Origin of the sequence: Nocardioides sp. AE5 (assembly GCF_031844485.1) — a bacterium.
In the GTDB taxonomy this organism is placed as follows: domain Bacteria; phylum Actinomycetota; class Actinomycetes; order Propionibacteriales; family Nocardioidaceae; genus Nocardioides.
This window is the reverse complement of record NZ_JAUZVI010000003.1, coordinates 312,618-330,473: the sequence shown is the minus strand read 5'-3', so window position 1 is coordinate 330,473 and position 17,856 is coordinate 312,618. Positions and strand designations below refer to the sequence as shown.

The 17,856-nt window shown below is 70.6% G+C and carries 19 protein-coding genes and 1 riboswitch; of the genes, 15 read left to right on the top strand and 4 right to left on the bottom strand.

Features of this window, described 5'->3' with window-relative positions; all coding sequences use genetic code 11:
- Positions 1-48: 48 nt before the first annotated feature.
- Positions 49-309 (bottom strand): hypothetical protein, encoded by a 261-nt coding sequence (locus Q9R27_RS07370; protein WP_311251704.1) that lies wholly within the window; start codon positions 307-309, stop codon positions 49-51.
- Between the two features lie 105 nt (positions 310-414).
- Positions 415-466, top strand: a riboswitch (cobalamin riboswitch).
- Between the two features lie 108 nt (positions 467-574).
- Between Q9R27_RS07370 and Q9R27_RS07365 the strand changes: the two genes are divergently transcribed.
- Genes Q9R27_RS07365 through Q9R27_RS07340 form a run of 6 tightly spaced genes read left to right on the top strand, consistent with a single transcriptional unit; the run spans position 575 to position 7,075 of the window.
- Positions 575-1,294, top strand: a complete 720-nt coding sequence (locus Q9R27_RS07365) for an SCO2322 family protein (protein ID WP_311251703.1) — start codon at positions 575-577, stop codon at positions 1,292-1,294.
- A gap of 26 nt (positions 1,295-1,320) precedes the next feature.
- On the top strand, positions 1,321-2,454 hold the full coding sequence (locus Q9R27_RS07360; RefSeq protein ID WP_311251702.1) for an energy-coupling factor transporter transmembrane component T: 1,134 nt from the start codon (positions 1,321-1,323) through the stop codon (positions 2,452-2,454).
- Positions 2,451-4,019, top strand: coding sequence for an ATP-binding cassette domain-containing protein (locus tag Q9R27_RS07355; RefSeq protein ID WP_311251701.1), 1,569 nt, complete (start codon positions 2,451-2,453; stop codon positions 4,017-4,019). The genes Q9R27_RS07360 and Q9R27_RS07355 overlap by 4 nt, the downstream gene beginning before the upstream one ends.
- Positions 4,012-4,809, top strand: a complete 798-nt coding sequence (locus tag Q9R27_RS07350) for an ECF transporter S component (protein ID WP_311251700.1) — start codon at positions 4,012-4,014, stop codon at positions 4,807-4,809. The genes Q9R27_RS07355 and Q9R27_RS07350 overlap by 8 nt, the downstream gene beginning before the upstream one ends.
- Positions 4,806-6,233, top strand: coding sequence for a bifunctional adenosylcobinamide kinase/adenosylcobinamide-phosphate guanylyltransferase (locus Q9R27_RS07345; protein ID WP_311251699.1), 1,428 nt, complete (start codon positions 4,806-4,808; stop codon positions 6,231-6,233). The genes Q9R27_RS07350 and Q9R27_RS07345 overlap by 4 nt, the downstream gene beginning before the upstream one ends.
- On the top strand, positions 6,230-7,075 hold the full coding sequence (locus Q9R27_RS07340) for an adenosylcobinamide-GDP ribazoletransferase (protein WP_311251698.1): 846 nt from the start codon (positions 6,230-6,232) through the stop codon (positions 7,073-7,075). Before Q9R27_RS07345 ends, Q9R27_RS07340 begins: the two co-directional genes overlap by 4 nt.
- 21 nt (positions 7,076-7,096) lie before the next feature.
- Here the strand turns inward: Q9R27_RS07340 and gcvT are convergent, their stop codons facing one another.
- Positions 7,097-8,197, bottom strand: a complete 1,101-nt coding sequence (gene gcvT / locus Q9R27_RS07335) for a glycine cleavage system aminomethyltransferase GcvT (RefSeq protein WP_311251697.1) — start codon at positions 8,195-8,197, stop codon at positions 7,097-7,099.
- Positions 8,198-8,265: 68 nt separating this feature from the next.
- Between gcvT and Q9R27_RS07330 the strand changes: the two genes are divergently transcribed.
- A complete protein-coding gene (locus tag Q9R27_RS07330) occupies positions 8,266-9,792 on the top strand; it encodes a leucyl aminopeptidase (RefSeq protein ID WP_311251696.1) in 1,527 nt (508 codons plus the stop codon).
- A 33-nt stretch (positions 9,793-9,825) separates the two neighbouring features.
- Here Q9R27_RS07330 and Q9R27_RS07325 read toward each other — a convergent pair whose 3' ends face one another.
- Positions 9,826-10,179, bottom strand: a complete 354-nt coding sequence (locus tag Q9R27_RS07325) for a hypothetical protein (protein WP_311251695.1) — start codon at positions 10,177-10,179, stop codon at positions 9,826-9,828.
- Between the two features lie 134 nt (positions 10,180-10,313).
- Here Q9R27_RS07325 and lpdA point away from each other — a divergent pair, with 134 nt between their 5' ends.
- The 3 genes from lpdA to Q9R27_RS07310 all read left to right on the top strand — a co-directional run bounded on the left by lpdA (position 10,314) and on the right by Q9R27_RS07310 (position 14,540).
- Positions 10,314-11,708 (top strand): dihydrolipoyl dehydrogenase, encoded by a 1,395-nt coding sequence (gene lpdA / locus Q9R27_RS07320; protein ID WP_311251694.1) that lies wholly within the window; start codon positions 10,314-10,316, stop codon positions 11,706-11,708.
- Positions 11,709-11,757: 49 nt separating this feature from the next.
- The gene (gene sucB / locus Q9R27_RS07315; RefSeq protein ID WP_311251693.1) at positions 11,758-13,512 is read left to right on the top strand and encodes a 2-oxoglutarate dehydrogenase, E2 component, dihydrolipoamide succinyltransferase; all 1,755 of its coding nucleotides are present in this window, start codon (positions 11,758-11,760) and stop codon (positions 13,510-13,512) included.
- Positions 13,513-13,607: 95 nt separating this feature from the next.
- Positions 13,608-14,540 carry a TIGR01777 family oxidoreductase gene (locus Q9R27_RS07310; RefSeq protein WP_311251692.1) on the top strand — a complete coding sequence of 311 codons (933 nt, stop codon included), beginning with the start codon at positions 13,608-13,610 and terminating at the stop codon, positions 14,538-14,540.
- A 9-nt stretch (positions 14,541-14,549) separates the two neighbouring features.
- Here Q9R27_RS07310 and Q9R27_RS07305 read toward each other — a convergent pair whose 3' ends face one another.
- Positions 14,550-15,068, bottom strand: a complete 519-nt coding sequence (locus Q9R27_RS07305; protein ID WP_311251691.1) for a hypothetical protein — start codon at positions 15,066-15,068, stop codon at positions 14,550-14,552.
- 77 nt (positions 15,069-15,145) lie between these two features.
- On the opposite strand from Q9R27_RS07305, the gene lipB reads away from it, so the two are divergent.
- Genes lipB through Q9R27_RS07280 form a run of 5 tightly spaced genes read left to right on the top strand, consistent with a single transcriptional unit; the run spans position 15,146 to position 17,801 of the window.
- Positions 15,146-15,859, top strand: coding sequence for a lipoyl(octanoyl) transferase LipB (lipB, locus tag Q9R27_RS07300; protein ID WP_311251690.1), 714 nt, complete (start codon positions 15,146-15,148; stop codon positions 15,857-15,859).
- Between the two features lie 58 nt (positions 15,860-15,917).
- On the top strand, positions 15,918-16,451 hold the full coding sequence (locus Q9R27_RS07295; protein ID WP_311251689.1) for an ATP-binding cassette domain-containing protein: 534 nt from the start codon (positions 15,918-15,920) through the stop codon (positions 16,449-16,451).
- On the top strand, positions 16,448-16,825 hold the full coding sequence (locus tag Q9R27_RS07290; RefSeq protein ID WP_311251688.1) for a hypothetical protein: 378 nt from the start codon (positions 16,448-16,450) through the stop codon (positions 16,823-16,825). The genes Q9R27_RS07295 and Q9R27_RS07290 overlap by 4 nt, the downstream gene beginning before the upstream one ends.
- Positions 16,822-17,265, top strand: a complete 444-nt coding sequence (locus tag Q9R27_RS07285) for a hypothetical protein (RefSeq protein ID WP_311251687.1) — start codon at positions 16,822-16,824, stop codon at positions 17,263-17,265. Before Q9R27_RS07290 ends, Q9R27_RS07285 begins: the two co-directional genes overlap by 4 nt.
- A complete protein-coding gene (locus Q9R27_RS07280) occupies positions 17,262-17,801 on the top strand; it encodes a hypothetical protein (RefSeq protein WP_311251686.1) in 540 nt (179 codons plus the stop codon). Before Q9R27_RS07285 ends, Q9R27_RS07280 begins: the two co-directional genes overlap by 4 nt.
- Positions 17,802-17,856 lie beyond the last annotated feature (55 nt).

Here is a 17,856-nt window from a genome sequence, read left to right as displayed (position 1 = left end):
CGCCGCACCTGCGCCGCGTGTCGTTCCTCCACCCGTGCGGGGCCAGGGTCAGGCGTGCAGGGACATCTGCCCGTAGACCAGGCGGTCGCCGTCGAAGAGGCTGACCGCGTCCACGCCCAAGTCGGCCAGGTCGGCGTAGAACTCCCCCACCCAGGACTCGGCGTCAGCCTGGCTGGCGAACGACTGCCCGGCCAGGTCACCGGCGATCTCGACCTCCGCGCCGTTGGCATCCTCCAGGCGCCAGTGCCACGTCTGGTCCGGGGCCTGGCTGGGCTGGAAGGTCGGGGGCTCGGGGGGAACGTTCGCCATGCGGGCGAGACTACACAGTGTGGACGGCCTTTGACGGAACCGTGGCCCGGTGGCAGATTTCGCCCTGTCCCCCTGGCACAGGCGGGACAGCAACATCCCGTTCCGGGGAAGCCGGTGTGATTCCGGCGCTGACCCGCAACCGTAGAGCCGGAGCACCGGAAGGGGATGCTGGCTCCACCGTCGAGGTCTACGGAACGTGGAGCCGGACCCTGGTCCGGCATCCTCCCTCCGTGGCGCCGCACCAGAAGAAAGGGCACCAACGCCCATGCGCACCACCCGCACGCCCATCGCCGCAGCCATGGCCTTGTTCCTGACCGGACTCCTGGTCGCGTTCACCCCCGGCAGCGCGCACGCCGCCGACATCTACCGCTACTGGGCCTATTTCACCGTCACCGACGGCGCGTTCGTCGCCCAGGGCACGGGGCCGTCCGGCGCCAACCCGGCTGACGGGTCCATCGAGGCCTACCGCTATGCGGCACCGGCCGACTTCGCCAACCCGAACCTGCCCCGCGCCGACCTGTCGAAGGTCAACTTCGACACCGTCTGCGCCGACGTGGCCGCGGCCGAGGGCAAGAAGCGCGTCGCCGTCCTGGTCGACTTCGGGGTCGAGGAGGACGCCACTGACGGCGCCAGCGTCCCGGCGGCCCAGGCGTGGTGCGCACAGGTGGACACCGACGCCAACGGCCTCCAGGTCCTGCAGTCCGTCTCGCAGAAGGTGCGCACCGAGGACAGCTCGTACGGCCCGATGCTGTGTGCGATCGAGAGCTACCCCGCCACCGGTTGCGGCAGCGACCTGGCCGAGGCGGGCACCCCGGCCGACGGCGAGCCGGTGGCCTTCGTGATGCCGGGCGACGAGGCCGCCTCCGCGGACGAGGATGACGACTCGAACCTGCCGCTGCTGATCGGCGTCGGTGCGGCCGTGGTCGTGCTCGGCGCGGGCGGCGCCTTCCTGGCTCGTCGCCGCTCGGCCGACGAGGCTGCCTGAGTCAGCCTGCTGGATCCGCGAGCCTGATGCGCCCCCACCACCTGATCACCCATCCGCGTGCCCTGCACCCGGTGGCGTGGTGGCTGTGGGCCATCGGGCTCGCTGCGGCTGCGAGCCGCACCATGAACCCGGTGCCGTTGGTGCTGATCATGGCGGTCAGCTGGTTCGTGGTCTCGGCCCGCAAGGGCAACACGCCGTGGGCGTCCTCCTACGCGCTCTTCTTCAAGCTGGCCCTCTTCGTGATCTTCATCCACGTGCTGTTCCAGAGCCTCTTCTCCGGCAGCAGCCAGGGCCTCAATGTCCTCTTCACATTGCCCGAGCTTCCGCTGCCGAAGGAGTCCGGCCTGCGGATCGGCGGGCCGGTCACCCTGGAGGCGGTGCTGACCTCGTTGTACGTCGGCATCCAGCTCGCCGCGATCTTCTGCTGCATCGGCGCCGCCAACGCACTGGGCAGCGCCCGCCAGTTGCTGCGCTATGTGCCCGCTGCGCTCTATGAGATCGGTGTGGCCTGCATCATCGCCCTGACGTTCGCTCCGCAACTGGCCACCGACGCCCGACGGGTCCGCGACGCGGCCCGTCTCCGTGGCGGCCGCAAGGGGCGGCTGCGTCGTTTCGGTCGCCTCGCCATGCCGATGCTCGAGGGCGCCTTGGAACGATCCGTGGACCTGGCCGCTGCGATGGACTCGCGCGGCTATGGCCGCACCACGGTCACCGATCCTCGCACCCGGCGCTTCACTGTCGCCCTGGTCACCCTCGGTGCCCTCGGTGTCTGCCTGGGCATGTACGGCTTCCTCAACGGCACCGCCGACTCCTGGCTGGGCCTGCCGATGCTGGTGCTCGGCGCCGTCCTCGGCACGCTCGGACTGGTGGTCGGCGGACGGCGTACCGGGCGGACCCGCTATCGCCCTGACCCGTGGGCCGTCCCGGAGTTCCTGGTCGCCGGGTGCGGCATTGCCGCGGCGGTGCTTTCCTTCTGGCAGATGTCGGCGGACCCGTCCACCATGGTGCTGGCCTGGCCGACGCAGACCCCGCCAGTCCCCCCGTACGCCGTGCTCGGCATCCTGATCGCCGCGCTGCCGGCCTTCCTTGCCCCACCGGTTCCGCTGCCACCCCGGCGCAGGACTGCCGTCGTCGCCGCACCCGTCGGAGCTGCGGCATGATCCGCTTCGACCACGTGACCCTCACCCATGCCGGGGCCCCCGCGCCCGTGCTCGTCGACGTCGATGTCCAGGTCGCCGAGGGCGAGATGGTGCTGGTGATGGGCCGCACCGGGGGCGGGAAGTCGACCCTGCTGCGCGCCATCAACGGTCTCTTCCCGCACTTCTCCGGCGGGACGCTCCGCGGCGAGGTCACCGTGGCAGGCCGCTCCACGCGCACCCATCGTCCCCGCGACCTGGCCGATGTGGTCGGGTTCGTCGGGCAGGACCCCCTGGCCGGATTCATCACCGACAACGTCGAGGACGAACTTGCCTATGGGATGGAGTCGCTGGGGATCCCTCCGCGGGTGATGCGGCGCCGGGTCGAGGAGACCCTGGACCTGCTCGGACTGGCCGACCTGCGTGGGCGACCGTTGTCGGCCCTGTCGGGCGGACAGCAGCAGCGGGTCGCGATCGGGTCCGTATTGACCACGCATCCCGACGTGCTGGTCCTCGATGAGCCGACGTCCGCCCTGGACCCGCTGGCCGCCGAAGAGGTGCTGGCCACCTTGCAGCGACTGGTCCACGACAACGGGATGACGGTGGTCCTGGCCGAGCACCGCCTCGAGCGGGTGGTGCCCCACGTGGACCGGGTGATCCATGTGCCCGGCAACGGCGCCGCCGTCGAGGTCGGCGTCCCCGCCGAGGTGATGGCCCGTACGCCGATCGCTCCCCCCGTGGTGGCCCTCGGTCGGGCAGCGGGGTGGTCGCCGTTGCCGCTCACCGTCCGTGAGGCCCGTCGTCGTGCCGCTCCGCTGCGCGAGCGCCTGGCCGCGACCACGCCGCCGGACCACCAGCCCCAGCAGGTCGGCGAGGTCGTGGCGCAGGTGAAGGACCTGGTTGCCGGCTATCCGCGCCAACCGGTCCTGGACGGGATCTCCGTGAGCATCCGCGCTGGCGAGGTCGTGGCCCTGATGGGACGCAATGGAGCAGGCAAGTCCACCCTGCTCCGCTCGATCGTCGGCCTGCACAAGCCCACCAGCGGCCAGGTCGATGCGGCGCAGGTCGGTCTCGTCCCGCAGGTGCCCGGTGACCTGCTCTATGCCCCGACCGTGGGGCAGGAATGCCGCCTGGCGGACCAGGATGCCGACGCCCCGGCCGGGACCACCCGGGCCCTGCTGGACCAGTTGTCCCCCGACGTACCGGATGCGCACCACCCGCGGGACCTCTCCGAGGGGCAGAAGCTCTGCCTGGCGCTGGCCGTGGTGCTGGCGAGCCGGCCGCGGATGCTGCTCCTGGACGAGCCGACCCGTGGCCTGGACTATGTGGCGAAGGCGAATCTGGTGGAGATCCTGCGCACCCTTGCCGCCACCGGCCACGGCATCCTGCTGGCCACCCACGACGTCGAACTGGTCGCCGACGTGGCGTCGCGGGTGTTGCTGCTCGGCGATGGGGACCTGGTGGCTGACGGGCCCGTGGCCGAGGTCGTGGTCTCCTCGCCTGCCTTCGCACCGCAGGTTGCCAAGGTGATGGCGCCGCAGGAGTGGCTGACCGTCGGCGACGTCAGGAAGGCACTTGCCGATGGCTGACGTCACCGCGATCCGGGTTCCGGTCGCTGCCGCGGTCGCGATGACCCTGGCCTCGGTGTTGACCCTGGCTGCTTTCGGGTGGCCGTTCCTCTTCGAGCCCGCCGGTGAGGCGCGGGCGACCTCACATGCCGGCGATGCCCCATGGATCTTCGCGATGGTGTTGCCGTTGCTGGCCGCGATCGTCCTGGCCGAGCTCAATGCGGGAACGATCGACGCCAAGGCGATCGCGTTGCTGGGGATGCTCTCCGCGATGGGCGGCGCCCTGCGCGCCCTGTCCCCTGGGATTGCCGGGTTCGAACCCAGTTTCGCCCTCTTCCTGCTCGGTGGACGTGTCTTCGGTAGGGGTTTCGGCTTCGTGCTGGGTGCCCTGTCGATGTTCGTCGGTGCCCTGATCACCGGTGGCGTGGGGCCGTGGCTGCCGTTCCAGATGATGACCGCCGGCTGGGTCGGCTTCCTCGGCGGTTGTCTGCCACGCGCCAGCGGCAAGGTCGAGATCGGGATGCTCGCCGTGCTCGGCTTCTTCATCGGTCTCTTCTATGGGCTGCTGATGAACCTGTGGTTCTGGCCGTTCGGCAACTACGGCGACCAGATCAGCTTCGTCCCCGGGGCGACGGCCGCGGAGAACCTGGTGAACTACGTGCGCTACTACGCGCTCACCTCCGTGGTCTGGGACCTGGCTCGGGCCAACTTCACCTTCCTGCTCGTGCTGTTCCTCGGGACACCGCTGTTGCGCGCGCTCAGACGTGTGTCCCGCCGGGCCGCCTTCGACGCGGAGGCCCGGTTCGAATGACAGCTTCCTCCCCCGCGGTCCATGTCCTGGGCACCGGCGCTGCCGATGGCTGGCCGAACCCGTTCTGTGACTGCCACTCCTGCAACTCGGCGCGCGCAGCCGGCACGGTCCGCGCCCAGACCTGTGCCCTGGTCGGCGACTTCCTGCTGGACTGCGGGCCCGAGACGCTGCGGACTGCAGAGCGCGCCGGCATCTCGTTGCGCGGCGTACGCCACGTCCTGCTCACCCATGACCATCCGGACCACACCGCGCCCGCGTTCCTGCTCTACAGGTCCTGGGTCGCCGGCGATGCGCCGCTGGACGTGGTCGGCCCGGCCACGGTGATCGCCTCGGCCCGCCAGTGGCTTGCCCCTGACACCCACGTGGCCTTCCACGAGGTCTCCCCCGGCGACGTCCTCGAGATGACCGGCGGCACGGTCAGAGTGCTCGCCGCCGCTCATGCCCGGGGAGCGGTCCTGTACGACGTACACGCTCGGGCCCACCCGGGCCCACTGGCCGGAGGCTCGGTCCAATCGGACCGAGTAGACGCCGAGTTGGCCCACTTGGGCCCCACCGCACAGCACGCGGTGAGGGTGCTCTACGCCACCGACACCGGGCCCCTGCCAGCCGAGACGGTCGCTGCCACGGCCGGGGCGGCGTACGAGGTCGTCCTGCTGGAACAGACCTTCGGCGACTTCACCGACCACGGCACCGACCACCTGGACCTCCCCTCCTTCACCGCCCAGGTACGCCGCCTGCGCGAGGTCGGCGCCATCACCAACGACACCGACGTGGTGGCGGTGCACCTCTCCCACCACAACCCACCCCAACCTGAGCTGGCCGACCGGCTGGCCGCGATCGGAGCTCGCATGGTCGATGACGGCACCAGACTGGGTGACAGCACCCAACCGTCACGCACGCTGGTCATCGGGGGTGCGCGCAGCGGCAAGTCCAGTGAGGCCGAGCGGATCCTGATCGAGGAGGGTGGGGAGGTCACCTATGTGGCCACCTCCTATCCACGCTCGGATGACCCGGAGTGGGTGGAACGGGTCCGGCTGCACCGCGCCCAGCGCCCGGCGGAATGGGCCACCGTGGAGACCCTGGACATCGTCGGCCTGCTCGGCGAGGACGGCGGTCCGCTGCTCATCGACTGCCTCACCTTGTGGCTGACCCGGGTGATGGACACCCACGACGCCTGGGCCGACGGCGCCTGGGAGGCAGGTGCCGAGGCGGCGGTCCTGGCCGAGGTCGAAGCACTCACAGAGGCCTGGCGCACCACCAACCGGCGGGTCGTCGCCGTCACCAATGAGGTCGGCCAGGGGATCGTTCCGGCGGAACCGTCGCTGCGTCGGTTCCGCGACGAGATGGGTCGGCTGAATGCTGCCATCGCCGCAGCCAGTCCCGACGTCCGCTGGTGCATCGCCGGACGGGTGGTGTCGCTGTGAGCCCGGGCGACCTGCGCGACGCATCCCGGTTGTCGTTCGGGATGTTCACCATCTTCCCGGTCCGGCCCCCGACCAGGGTGGACCGGGCCGTGGCCGGAGCGGCGATGATCATGGCGCCCGCAGCCGGGGCGGCGCTGGCTGCAGCCGTCCTGGTCCCCCTGCTCCTTGCCCTGGAAATCGCCTCGGTCCGCGACTCCGTGCTTCTGGTGGCCCTCCTGGTGACCGGTGCCCTGGCGTTGCTGACCCGGGGCATGCACATGGACGGACTGGCCGACACCGCCGACGGACTCGGCTCGGGTCGCCAGGGACCCGACGCGGTGGCGATCATGCACCAGTCCGACATCGGCCCCTTCGGCGTGATCACCCTCGTCGTGGCGCTCGGGATCCAGGTCGCGGCGCTGGCCGACCTGGCCCTCAACGGCACCACCACCATGGCCGCGGCCCTGGTGCTGGCGCTGGTCGTCAGCAGGGGCCTGATCCCCGTGCTCTGCGGCAACTGGATGCCGGCCGCAGCCGAATCCGGCCTGGGCAAGATCGTCGCGGGCTCGGTCCGGCCCCTGGCCGCCACCGGTTCGTTGCTGCTCTCCGCCATGCTCGTCGCCGCAGGGCTGGGGCTCCTCCACCTGCTGGCCACCGTGCCGTCCGCGGTCCCGGCCGGGCTCGGCCCACTCGACACGTCCCTGGTCCGCATCCTCGCCATCGGCCTGCTCGGCGTGGTGCCGGCACTGGTGGTGGCAGTGCGCAGTCGTGCCAGGTTCGAAGGGGTCACCGGGGATGTGTACGGCGCCAGTGTGGAGACGGCGTACACGGCGATCCTGCTCTTCTGCGCGCTGGCCGCCTGAGCGACCGGCCAGGAGCCCGGGTCAGGACTCCCGGACGGAGGTGTCCACGAACGGGGGCTTCACGACGGTGAAGATCTCCCGCCGGCCGCGGATGTCCACACCGACCTCGGCCCCGTCGGAGACCAGGGTCGGCACGATGGCCAGGCCGATCCCCTTCTTCAGGGTCGGCGAGAAGGTGCCCGAGGTGACCTCGCACAACAGCACGTCCGGCACCAGCGACACACTCATCCCCGGCCGCGGGATGCCACGACCCGTGGCCACCAGGCCGCGCAGCACCCGCTCGGGTCCGGCTTCCTTCAGCGGCAGCAGTACGTCGCGTCCCCAGAACGCGTCCTTCTTCCAGCCCACCGCCCAGCCGACCCGTCCCTCGAGCGGGTTCACCGCGAGCGAGATGTCCTGGCCGTGCAGCGGATAGCCCATCTCGGTGCGCAGGGTGTCGCGCGAGCCAAGCCCGCACGGCGCGATCGCGTGGACCTCGCCAGCCGACATCAGCGCGTCCCAGAGGCCCAGCGCGGCTTCGTTCTTGACGATCAGTTCGTAGCCGCGCTCACCGGTGTAGCCGGTGCGGCACACGACCACACCGGCACCCTCGAACTCGGCCTCGACGAAGGCCATGTAGTCGTGCCCGACGGGCAGGGAGAGCGCAGAGAGCACCTCGTCGGACTTCGTCCCCTGGATCGCCAGGACGGCATAGTCACGGTGCAGGTCCTTGACCGTCACCCCCTCGGGGGCGGCCGCCCGGAGCCGCCCGACCACCTCGGCGGCGTTGGCAGCGTTCGGGACCAGCAGGATGTGCTCGTCGTGGTAGTAGGCGATCAGGTCGTCGACGATGCCGCCGGTCTCCTCGTCGATGCACAGCGTGTACTGCGCCTTGCCGGGCTCGATCCGCGACAGGTCGTTGGAGAGGGTCGCGTTCACGAAGTCGGCTGCTCCGGGGCCCGAGACCATCGCCTTGCCCAGGTGGCTGACGTCGAAGAGGCCCACCGACGTGCGCACCGCGTTGTGCTCGGCAACGGTGCCCGCGGCATATTCCAGGGGCATCGACCAGCCGCCGAATCCGGAGAACTTCGCGCCGAGGGCGACGTGGCGCTCGTGCAGGGGCGAGGTGAGCAACTCAGTCATGGCGGTGAACCTATCGCAGCATGCCGCCGCCACGCCGGACATTCCGGTCACGGCTAGAGTGCGTTGGCGTGACGACCTATGCCTTCCGTTCTGCCAGCCCCGCCAAGACCCGCGCCGACGCCGTCGTGGTCGGGATAGCCACCTCCACCAAGGGCCCGGTGATCGCATCGGGCGGCGAGGATGTCCAGGCCGCGTGGGGCCGCAAGTTCCGTCCACTGCTCTCCGCGATCGGGTTCACCGGCAAGGCCGGCGAGGTGGCCAAGGTGCCGACCGCCGGCGCGATCAACTCACCGCTGGTGGTCCTGGTCGGGCTCGGTGAGCAGAAGCAGGTCGACCACGTCCGGGTACGCCGTGCCGCCGGCGTCGCGGCCCGCACGGTCACCAACGCGGCGTCGGTCGCCATCGCGCTCCCGGCGGACTCTCCCGAACTGGTCCGTGCCGTCACCGAGGGCTACCTGCTCGGCACCTATGCGTTCGACGACTACAAGCGCGACTCGAAGCCGAAGTCGGAGAAGTCCAGTGAGGTCGTCGTGCTCAGTCCGATCGCGCGCCAGGGCGAGGCGATCGCGGCGTACGAACGGGCCCACCTGGTGGCCGGGGCGCTCAATGCCACCCGCCAGTGGGTGAACCTGCCGGCCAATGACCTCAACCCGCCGCTCTTCGCCGACGCCGTGGTCGCGGCGCATGCCGAACTGACCAAGGGCAAGGGCGCGCCGAAGGTCGGGATCAAGGTGTGGGACGAGCAGGAACTCGCCGCGGACGGGTGTGGCGGCATCCTCGGTGTCGGCGGCGGTTCGGCGACTCCCCCGCGCCTGGTCAAGCTCACCTGGGAGCCGGCCGGGGCGACCCGCCACGTGGCGCTGGTCGGCAAGGGCGTCACCTTCGACTCCGGCGGCTACACGATCAAACCGGCCAACTCGATGGCCACCATGAAGGAGGACATGGCCGGCGCTGCGAGCGTCGTCCAGGCCCTCTTCCTGATCGCCCGCCTCGGCCTGCCGGTGAAGGTGACCGCGTGGGCGCCAATGGCCGAGAACATGGTCTCCGGTGAGGCGATGCGCCCCGGGGACGTGCTCACCATCCGCGGCGGCACCACCGTCGAGGTCTCCAACACCGACGCCGAGGGACGCCTCATCCTTGCCGACGCCCTGGTCATGGCCGCCGAGGAGGAGCCCGACGCGATCATCGACATCGCGACGCTGACCGGCCACATGGTCGTCGCACTCGGCGACAAGGTGGCCGGCGTGATGGGCACCGACGACGTCGTCGCCGACCTGCGCGCCGCGGCCGATGCGGCGGGCGAGGCCGTGTGGCCAATGCCGATCCCCGAGGAGATGGAGCAGCGGGTCAGGAGCAGCAAGATCGCCGACATCGCCCAGCACGACTGGGTGCGCTGGGGCGGTGGCCTCTTCGCGGCCGCGTTCCTGCGCGAGTTCACCAACGGCCTGCCCTGGGGCCACCTGGACATCGCCGGCCCCGGCTTCAACACCGGTGGGCCGCACGGCTTCACCCCCGCCGGCGGCACCGGCTTCGGGGTCGCAACCCTGGTCGAGTACGTCGAGTCACTGGCCGCTGCGAGGCCGGACGACGCCTGAGCCGCCCGGCGGTGCCCTGCGCAACGCAAGCGGTCAGCCCTGGGCCTTCTTGCGGCGGTTGAAGTCGCGCATCCGTTGCGGGATGCCGACCACGGCCGCGTCGTACGACGGGACCTGGTGCTTGTTGCAGAAGGTGTGGGCCCACTGCACCGACGGCACCCGGCGCCGGGTCCACTCGCCGTCGTGCGCGACCAGCAGCAGCGTCACGTCGCTGACCGCCGTACGTGGCTCGACGAACCCCTCGACACCGCGACGCGCGGTGACGAACTCACGCAGGTGCTTCTCGTCGGCCGCGTTGGAGGCGCGCACCGAGGTGGACCCGGTGCGCTCGCCGCCCGTGGGGCGACTGACGCCGGACTTGCGGCGGAATCGGGAGAAGAGACCCATGCGACCAGTGTGACGCATGGCCGCACACGCGGCGTGCAGCAGGCCCGTCGGATCAGTGAGCGCCGGGGTGGTGTCGCACCTCACCCGGATAGTGCAAGGATGGGCCCGTCGTTTCATCAGGAGTGGAGGACAACGTGACGGACGCGGCAACCCCGCAGACCGGCAACCAGTTCGATGTGGTCATTCTCGGCGCCGGTTCGGGCGGCTATGCCTGCGCCCTGCGCGCCGCCCAACTGGGCCTGACCGTGGCCCTGGTGGAGAAGGGAAGTCTGGGCGGCACCTGCCTGCACGTCGGCTGCATCCCGACCAAGGCACTGCTGCACGCGGCCGAGGTCGCCGAGAGCGCGAGCCAGGCGGCCCAGTTCGGCGTCAACGCCACCTTCGACGGCATCGACATGGCAGGCGTCAACGCCTACAAGGACGGCGTTGTCTCCCGCCTCTTCAAGGGCCTCACCGGCCTGATCAAGTCACGCGGCATCACCGTGGTCGAGGGCAGCGGCCGGCTGACCTCTCCCACCACCGTCGAGGTCGACGGCACGACGTACACGGGGAAGAACGTCGTCCTGGCCACCGGCTCCCGTTCCCGCTCGTTGCCCGGCCTCGAGATCGACGGCAAGCGGGTGATCACCTCCGAGCACGCCCTGCAACTCGATGAGGTCCCCGGCTCGGCGATCGTGCTCGGCGGCGGGGTGATCGGCACCGAGTTCGCCTCCGTCTGGAAGTCGTTCGGCGCGGAGGTGACTGTCGTCGAGGCGCTCCCCCGGCTGGTCGCTGCCGAGGACGCCGACTCCTCGAAGGCGCTCGAGCGCGCGTTCCGCAAGCGGAAGATCAAGGCATTGACCAACACCCGGTTCGAGTCGGTGCAGGTCGGCGAGGACGGCGTGGTCGTTACCGTCGAGGGTGGCAAGACCCTCGAGGCAGACCTCCTCCTGGTCGCGGTCGGCCGCGGGCCGGTCACCGAGGGCCTCGGCTTCGAGGAGGCCGGTGTGGCGATGGACCGCGGCTTCGTGGCCACCGATGAGCGGCTGCGCACCAGCGTCGACGGTGTGTACGCCGTGGGCGACATCGTGCCGGGCCTGCAACTGGCGCACCGCGGGTTCGCCCAGGGGATCTTCGTCGCCGAGGAGCTCGCCGGGCTCGACCCGGTGCCGATCGACGAGGCCGGCATCCCCCGGGTGACCTACAGCGACCCCGAGCTGGCCTCGGTCGGGCTCACCGAGGAGCAGGCCCGCGCGGAGTACGGCGAGGTCGAGGCCCTCACCTATGACCTGGGCGGCAACGGCAAGAGCCAGATCCTCAAGACCCAGGGCTTCGTCAAGCTGGTACGACGCAAGGACGGGCCGGTGGTCGGGATCCACATGGTCGGTGCCCGCGTCGGCGAGTTGATCGGCGAGGCACAGTTGATCTACGGGTGGGAGGGGTACGCCGAGGACGTCGCGCCCCTGGTGCATGCCCACCCGACCCAGAACGAAGCCCTCGGCGAGGCCCACCTGGCCCTCGCCGGCAAGCCGCTGCACGCGCACGGCTGAGACCCACAGACGCTGGACCACCACAGAAGAATTCGAGCGAAGGAAGCACATGGCCACCGAAGTCACCCTCCCGGAGTTGGGCGAATCCGTCACCGAAGGCACCGTCACCCGCTGGTTGAAGCAGGTGGGCGATGCCGTGGCCATGGATGAGCCGCTGCTCGAGGTTTCCACCGACAAGGTCGACACCGAGATCCCCTCCCCGGTCGCCGGCACGTTGCTGGAGATCAAGGCCCAGGAGGACGACACCGTCGAGGTCGGCGGTCTCCTGGCCGTGATCGGGGACGAGAGCGAGGGCGGTGGCTCTGCTGATTCCGGGGCCGACTCGAGCGCCGAGGAGGACGCCGCGGAGGCGGCTGACGAAGCGACCGAGGAACCCGCAGCCGAGGCCGACGAGCCGGCGCAGGAAGCACCCGCCGAGGAGGCACCTGCCGAGCAGCAGGCGCCCGCCGCCGAGTCCAAGCCCGCCCAGGGTGGCTCCGGCACCGAGGTGAAGCTCCCCGAGCTGGGTGAGTCGGTCACCGAGGGCACCGTGACCCGCTGGCTCAAGGACGTCGGCGACGAGGTCGCCGTCGATGAGGCGCTGCTCGAGGTCTCCACCGACAAGGTCGACACCGAGATCCCCTCCCCGGTCGCGGGCACGCTGCTGGAGCAGCGCGTCGCCGAGGACGAGACCGTCGAGGTCGGCGCGGTGCTCGGGATCATCGGTGACGGCAGCGCGGCGCCCGCTGAGCAGGAAGAGCCCAAGCAGGAAGAGGCTCCCACCCAGGAGCAGCCTGCTCAGGAAGAAGCGCCTGCCCCGGAGCAGCCGGCTGAACAGCCGAAGCAGGAAGAGGCAGCCCCCCAGCAGGAGGCTCCCAAGCCCGCCGCCTCCGGCAACGAGGACGCCGGCTATGTCACCCCGCTGGTCCGCAAGCTCGCCAACCAGCACGGCGTGGACCTCTCCACCGTGACCGGCTCGGGCGTCGGTGGCCGGATCCGCAAGCAGGACGTGCTCGATGCTGCCAAGGCCCAGGAGGCGCCTGCTGCACCGGCACCGGCACCGGCCGCGAGCGCTGCTCCGGCGGCCACCCCGGCACCGGCCCAGCCGTCGCCGCTGCGTGGCAAGACCGAGCCGATGACCCGCCTGCGCAAGGTGATCGCCAAGCGGATGGTCGAGTCGCTGCAGATCTCGGCCCAGCTGACCCAGGTGGTCGAGGTGGACGTCACCAACGTGGCGCGCCTGCGCGATCAGGTGAAGGCCGACTTCCACTCCCGCGAGGGCGTGAAGCTGTCGTTCTTCCCGTTCTTCGCCAAGGCCACCATCGACGCGCTGAAGGCCCACCCGGCCCTCAACGCCCAGGTCGACGCGGAGAAGTCGGAGATCACCTACTTCGACGCCGAGCACCTGGCCATCGCGGTCGACACCGAGCGTGGCCTGCTGAGCCCGGTGATCCACAACGCCGGTGACCTGAACGTCGCTGGCCTGGCCCGCAAGATCGCCGATCTGGCCGACCGCACCCGCAACAACAAGGTCAAGCCGGACGAACTGGCCGGGGGCACCTTCACGCTGACCAACACCGGCAGCGTCGGCGCCCTCTTCGACACCCCGATCATCAACCAGCCGCAGGTGGCGATCCTCGGCACCGGCGCGGTGGTCAAGCGCGCCGTGGTGATCGACGACCCGAACCTGGGCGAGACGATCGCGGTGCGCCACATGGCCTACCTGTCGCTCACCTATGACCACCGGATCGTCGACGGTGCCGACGCGGCCCGCTTCCTGCAGGACGTGAAGCAGCGCGTCGAGTCGGGGGCCTTCGAGGTCTGATCCAGCGTCGAGTCGGCGCGTGTTCACGACAGGTTGTCGTGAACACGTGCCGACTCGGCATTTCGGGGACTTGAGGGCCATGGCAGGCTGGAGCCATGCGCATCGTCGTGGCCGGTTCCTCGGGCTTCCTCGGCTCCCACCTGGTGGCACATCTCGTCGCGGAGGGCCATTCGGTCACCCGCCTGGTCCGCCATGAGTCCCGTGGGGACGCGCACCCATCCGCCCCTCGGGTGAAGTCCACCGCCGTCACCTGGGACCCGTACGCCGCCCACCTGGACCAGTCCGTCATCGACGGGGCCGACGTGGTCGTCAACCTGGCCGGCGCACCGCTGATCGGCAACCCGCACTCGAAGAAGTGGGCCGCCGCCCTGGTGAACAGCCGGGTGACCACAACCCGCTTCCTGGCCGACCGGATCGCCGCCAGCCACACCAGCGGCGCGGGATCCCCGGCGTACTTGGCGGGCAACGGCATCTCCGTCTACGGCGACCGTGGCGACGAACCGGTCGACGAGGCCCACGAGGCCGACGGGACCACGCTGCTCGCCGGGGTGACCCGACTCTGGGAGGACGCCGCTGCCCCCGCTGCGGCGGCGGGTGCCCGCGTCGCGGTGCTGCGCACCGCCCCGGTGATCAGCAGCCACGCTGCGCCGTTGAAGCCGATGCTGCTGCCGTTCCGGCTGGGCCTGGGCGCGCGACTGGGCACGGGCAGCCAGTTCTTCCCGCTCATCTCGCTGCGCGACTGGCTCGGCGGGGTCGCCCACCTGGCCGCGCACCCGGACGCCAGCGGCCCGTTCAACCTCTGTTGCCCCGACACGCCGACCAACGCCGAGTTCACCTACGCACTGTCCGCGGCCCTGGGTCGCAATGCGCGCCTGTCCGTGCCACGCGTGGTGATCGAGCGGGCCGCCGGCCCGATGGCCCCGGAGGTCCTGGGCTCCCTGCGCGCCGAGCCACGGGCGCTGATGGAGTCCGGATACGACTTCGCCGACCGCGACGTGCGCGACGTGATCGCCGCTGCGCTGGGCTGACGCCGACCATCAACTGACCCGCCACTCCCCCTTCACCAGCACCAGGGTGACCCGGTGGCGCTCGGCCTGCGAGTGCGGCAGGGCGATCCGCTGGCCACTGCCCACCGCTTCCCCACCGACGATGCGGTCGGTCACCTCGATGACGATCTGCTCCGAGGTCCGGCTGACCAGTTCGAACTCCAGCACCTGTATGGCGATCTCCTCCACCCGCAAGCCCCGTTCCTGCCAGGCGGCCAGCCGTTCCGCGTCCCGCTCCCCCGCCGCAGAGCCGTCCACGTAGAGATCCCGCAGCGCCACCAGGTCCCCCGCGGCCCAGGCGGCCGCACGACGCCGGTCCCACTCGGCCAGGACCCGTCGCGCCGCCTCCCGGTCACGGTCCAGGCTGGTCACTGCCCGCGCAGCGACCCCGACCACGGGCCCGTCCTGGGCCGGAGCGGCCCTTTCCCGCACCCCGACGAGCACGCCGGTCAGGACGGCGCCGGTGACGACCACCAGCACCAGCAACACCTTCAGCACCCGAGACCTCATGGCACCAGCCTGACCCGGATCCGCGACGTACGCATCCGCTTCTCCACAGGCACCCGGACGGGGGTAGTGTCGAAGCCGTGCCACTCGAGTTCCGCATCGAAGGATTGGGCGAGGACGCCCGCGACTACCGCGACGCCTGGGAGTTGCAGGGCGAGGTCCACGCGCGGGTGGCTGCCGGTGGCCCGGACACGGTGCTGCTGCTCGAACATCCCCCGGTCTACACCGCCGGGACCCGCACCGACCCGCACGAGCGTCCCGCCGACCCGGGCGGCGCCCCGGTGATCGACGTGAACCGCGGCGGGAAGATCACCTTCCACGGCCCCGGCCAGCTGGTCGGCTACCCGATCGTGAAGCTCCCCGAGCGGGTGAAGGTGGTGGACTATGTACGCCGTGTCGAGGAGGCCCTGATCCACGTCTGTGCCGACTTCGGCGTGGCCACGGCCCGGGTGCCCGGCCGCAGTGGCGTCTGGCTGCAGGCCGATGAGCGCGGCCCGGAGCGCAAGATCGGCGCCATCGGCATCCGGGTCTCCCAGCGGGTCACCATGCACGGGTTCGCGCTCAACTGCGACGTCGACATGAGCTGGTATGACCGCTTCGTGCCGTGCGGCATCACCGACGCCGGGGTCACCTCCCTTTCCCTCGAACTCGGGCGCAGGGTTGGCCCGGCCGACGTGATCGACTCGACCCGCACCCACCTGGCCGACTTGCTCTCCTGGCGCGACTACACCCCGACGCCCGACTACGAGCCACGGCCCGAGCCGCCCCGGTTGAGCCTGATCCGGCCCGCCTGAGCCGGGTCACCTGCGCGCCTCACCGGCAATCCCGGCATCCGCTGCCACGATGCTGCCTGTGAACGATCTCGTCATCGAGACGCGGGCGCTGCACAAGCGCTTCCGCACCCGCAACGGCCACCGGGTTGCCGTCGCCGGCCTCGACCTTGCCGTCCCTGCCGGCGGCGTACACGGCTTCCTGGGGCCCAACGGCTCCGGCAAGACGACCACGATCCGGATGCTGCTGGGACTGGCGCGCGCCACCAGCGGCCAGATGTGGCTCTTCGGCCAGGCGGTCCCAGCCCGCCTGCCGCAGGTGCTGCCCCGCATTGGTGCCGTGGTCGAGTCACCGAAGTTCGCCCCCACCTTCACCGGCCGGCAGAACCTGCAACTCCTGGCCCGCTCGATCGGCGTCCCCGACGTGCAGGTGGACGCCTGCCTGGAGACCGTCGGACTGACCGGTCGCGAGAAAGATCGCTTCGGCTCCTACTCCCTGGGCATGAAGCAGCGCCTGGCGATCGCGGCGACCCTGCTCACCTCACCCGACCTGCTCATCCTGGACGAGCCGACCAATGGCCTCGCCCGGCCGGCATCCGGGAGATCCGCGAGATGATCCGCGGCCTGGGCGAACGTGGCGTCACCGTCCTGCTCAGCTCGCACATCCTGGCCGAGGTGCAGCAGGTCTGCGACGCCGCCACCATCATCGGCCACGGCCAGATGCTGGCCAGCGGGCCGGTGGACGAACTGATCGGGACCAGTACGTCGTACCGGATCAGCGTGGCAGACCTGGAGGCCGCCGCGAGCGTCCTGGACCGGGCCGGCTTCACCGCCGAACTCCTCGAGGGCCAGGTAATCGTCCAGACCACCAAGGACCCCAGTGCCCTGACCCGGGTCCTGGCCACCTCCGGGATCTACCTGTCCGAGCTGGTGCCGCAGCGCGCCGACCTGGAAACCGTCTTCCTGCAACTCACCGAGGCGGCGCAATGAGGATCTTCCTGGTCGAACTGACCCGACTGCGCTGGCGCCGCGCCGTACAACTGCTGGTGCTGGCTGCGTTCGTGCTGCCCGTGGTGATCTGGGGCGGGACGGCATGGAACACCCGCCCGGTCAGCGAGGCAGACATCGCGGCAGCCAAGGCCCAGTCCCAGCGCGACGCCGAGGCCTTCCAGACGGACTTCGACGCCTGCCTGGCCGACCCCGACCAGCGTGCCGAGGACTGGGGCTACGCCGCCGGTACGCCGTGCGAGGAGATGCTGGGCGATCCGGACGCCTACCTCACCGACTACATCTGGTACCTGGAACGCCAGCCTCTGGAGTTCGCCACGCTGCTCGACGATAGCGGCGTCGCCGCAGCCCTGCTGGTGGTCGCCCTGATGCTGGTCGTCGGGCCACGTTCGCCGGTGCGGACTGGGCGAGCGGTTCGATGAGCAACCAGCTCGTCTTCGAGTCACGGCGGACCCGAGTGTGGTGGGCCAAGGCCGCGGCGGTGGCCAGCGCCGCCTTCGTGGTGGCTGCACTGGCCCTCGCGCTCTTCTGGGGCCTGTGTGCGCTCCTGGTCGCGTTGCGCGACATCGAGGTGACCGGTGCCCAGTGGGGCGACGCGTGGACCGGCGTACTGCGGGCGGCGCTGATGGCGGCAGCCGCGGCGCTGGGCGGCTATGCGGTGACCATGCTGTTCCGCAACACCATCGCGACCCTGGGACTGCTCTTCGTGGCGGCAGTGGGCAGCTCGCTGCTGATCTCGGCGATGCCCATGGCCGACCCCGAGCGGTGGATGCTCCACGCCAACGGCCTGACCATCCTGGCCGACGGCTACACCTACTGGTCACCGTGCCGCAGCGACATGTGCGAGCAGGTCGAGCTGGTCTTGCCGATGAGCCACGGCCTGGTCTATTTCGGCGTCGCGCTGGCGGTGGCAGTCGTCGCCTCGCTGGTTGCCTTCCAGCGGCGCGACGTACCCTGATCGACCCCCGCTGACTGGGTTGGGGCCGCCTGCGCGGGCCGCGTAGAGTGGCTGG

Coding starts and splice junctions, on each gene's coding strand:
- Q9R27_RS07360 (WP_311251702.1), top strand. CDS start 1,321: ATGCGCCCCCACCACCTGATCACCCATCCGCGTGCCCTGCACCCGGTG.
- Q9R27_RS07280 (WP_311251686.1), top strand. CDS start 17,262: ATGAGCAACCAGCTCGTCTTCGAGTCACGGCGGACCCGAGTGTGGTGG.
- Q9R27_RS07305 (WP_311251691.1), bottom strand. CDS start 15,068: ATGAGGTCTCGGGTGCTGAAGGTGTTGCTGGTGCTGGTGGTCGTCACC.
- sucB (WP_311251693.1), top strand. CDS start 11,758: ATGGCCACCGAAGTCACCCTCCCGGAGTTGGGCGAATCCGTCACCGAA.
- Q9R27_RS07345 (WP_311251699.1), top strand. CDS start 4,806: ATGACAGCTTCCTCCCCCGCGGTCCATGTCCTGGGCACCGGCGCTGCC.
- Q9R27_RS07370 (WP_311251704.1), bottom strand. CDS start 309: ATGGCGAACGTTCCCCCCGAGCCCCCGACCTTCCAGCCCAGCCAGGCC.
- Q9R27_RS07325 (WP_311251695.1), bottom strand. CDS start 10,179: ATGGGTCTCTTCTCCCGATTCCGCCGCAAGTCCGGCGTCAGTCGCCCC.
- Q9R27_RS07355 (WP_311251701.1), top strand. CDS start 2,451: ATGATCCGCTTCGACCACGTGACCCTCACCCATGCCGGGGCCCCCGCG.
- Q9R27_RS07290 (WP_311251688.1), top strand. CDS start 16,448: ATGATCCGCGGCCTGGGCGAACGTGGCGTCACCGTCCTGCTCAGCTCG.
- Q9R27_RS07310 (WP_311251692.1), top strand. CDS start 13,608: ATGCGCATCGTCGTGGCCGGTTCCTCGGGCTTCCTCGGCTCCCACCTG.
- gcvT (WP_311251697.1), bottom strand. CDS start 8,197: ATGACTGAGTTGCTCACCTCGCCCCTGCACGAGCGCCACGTCGCCCTC.
- Q9R27_RS07365 (WP_311251703.1), top strand. CDS start 575: ATGCGCACCACCCGCACGCCCATCGCCGCAGCCATGGCCTTGTTCCTG.
- Q9R27_RS07350 (WP_311251700.1), top strand. CDS start 4,012: ATGGCTGACGTCACCGCGATCCGGGTTCCGGTCGCTGCCGCGGTCGCG.
- Q9R27_RS07285 (WP_311251687.1), top strand. CDS start 16,822: ATGAGGATCTTCCTGGTCGAACTGACCCGACTGCGCTGGCGCCGCGCC.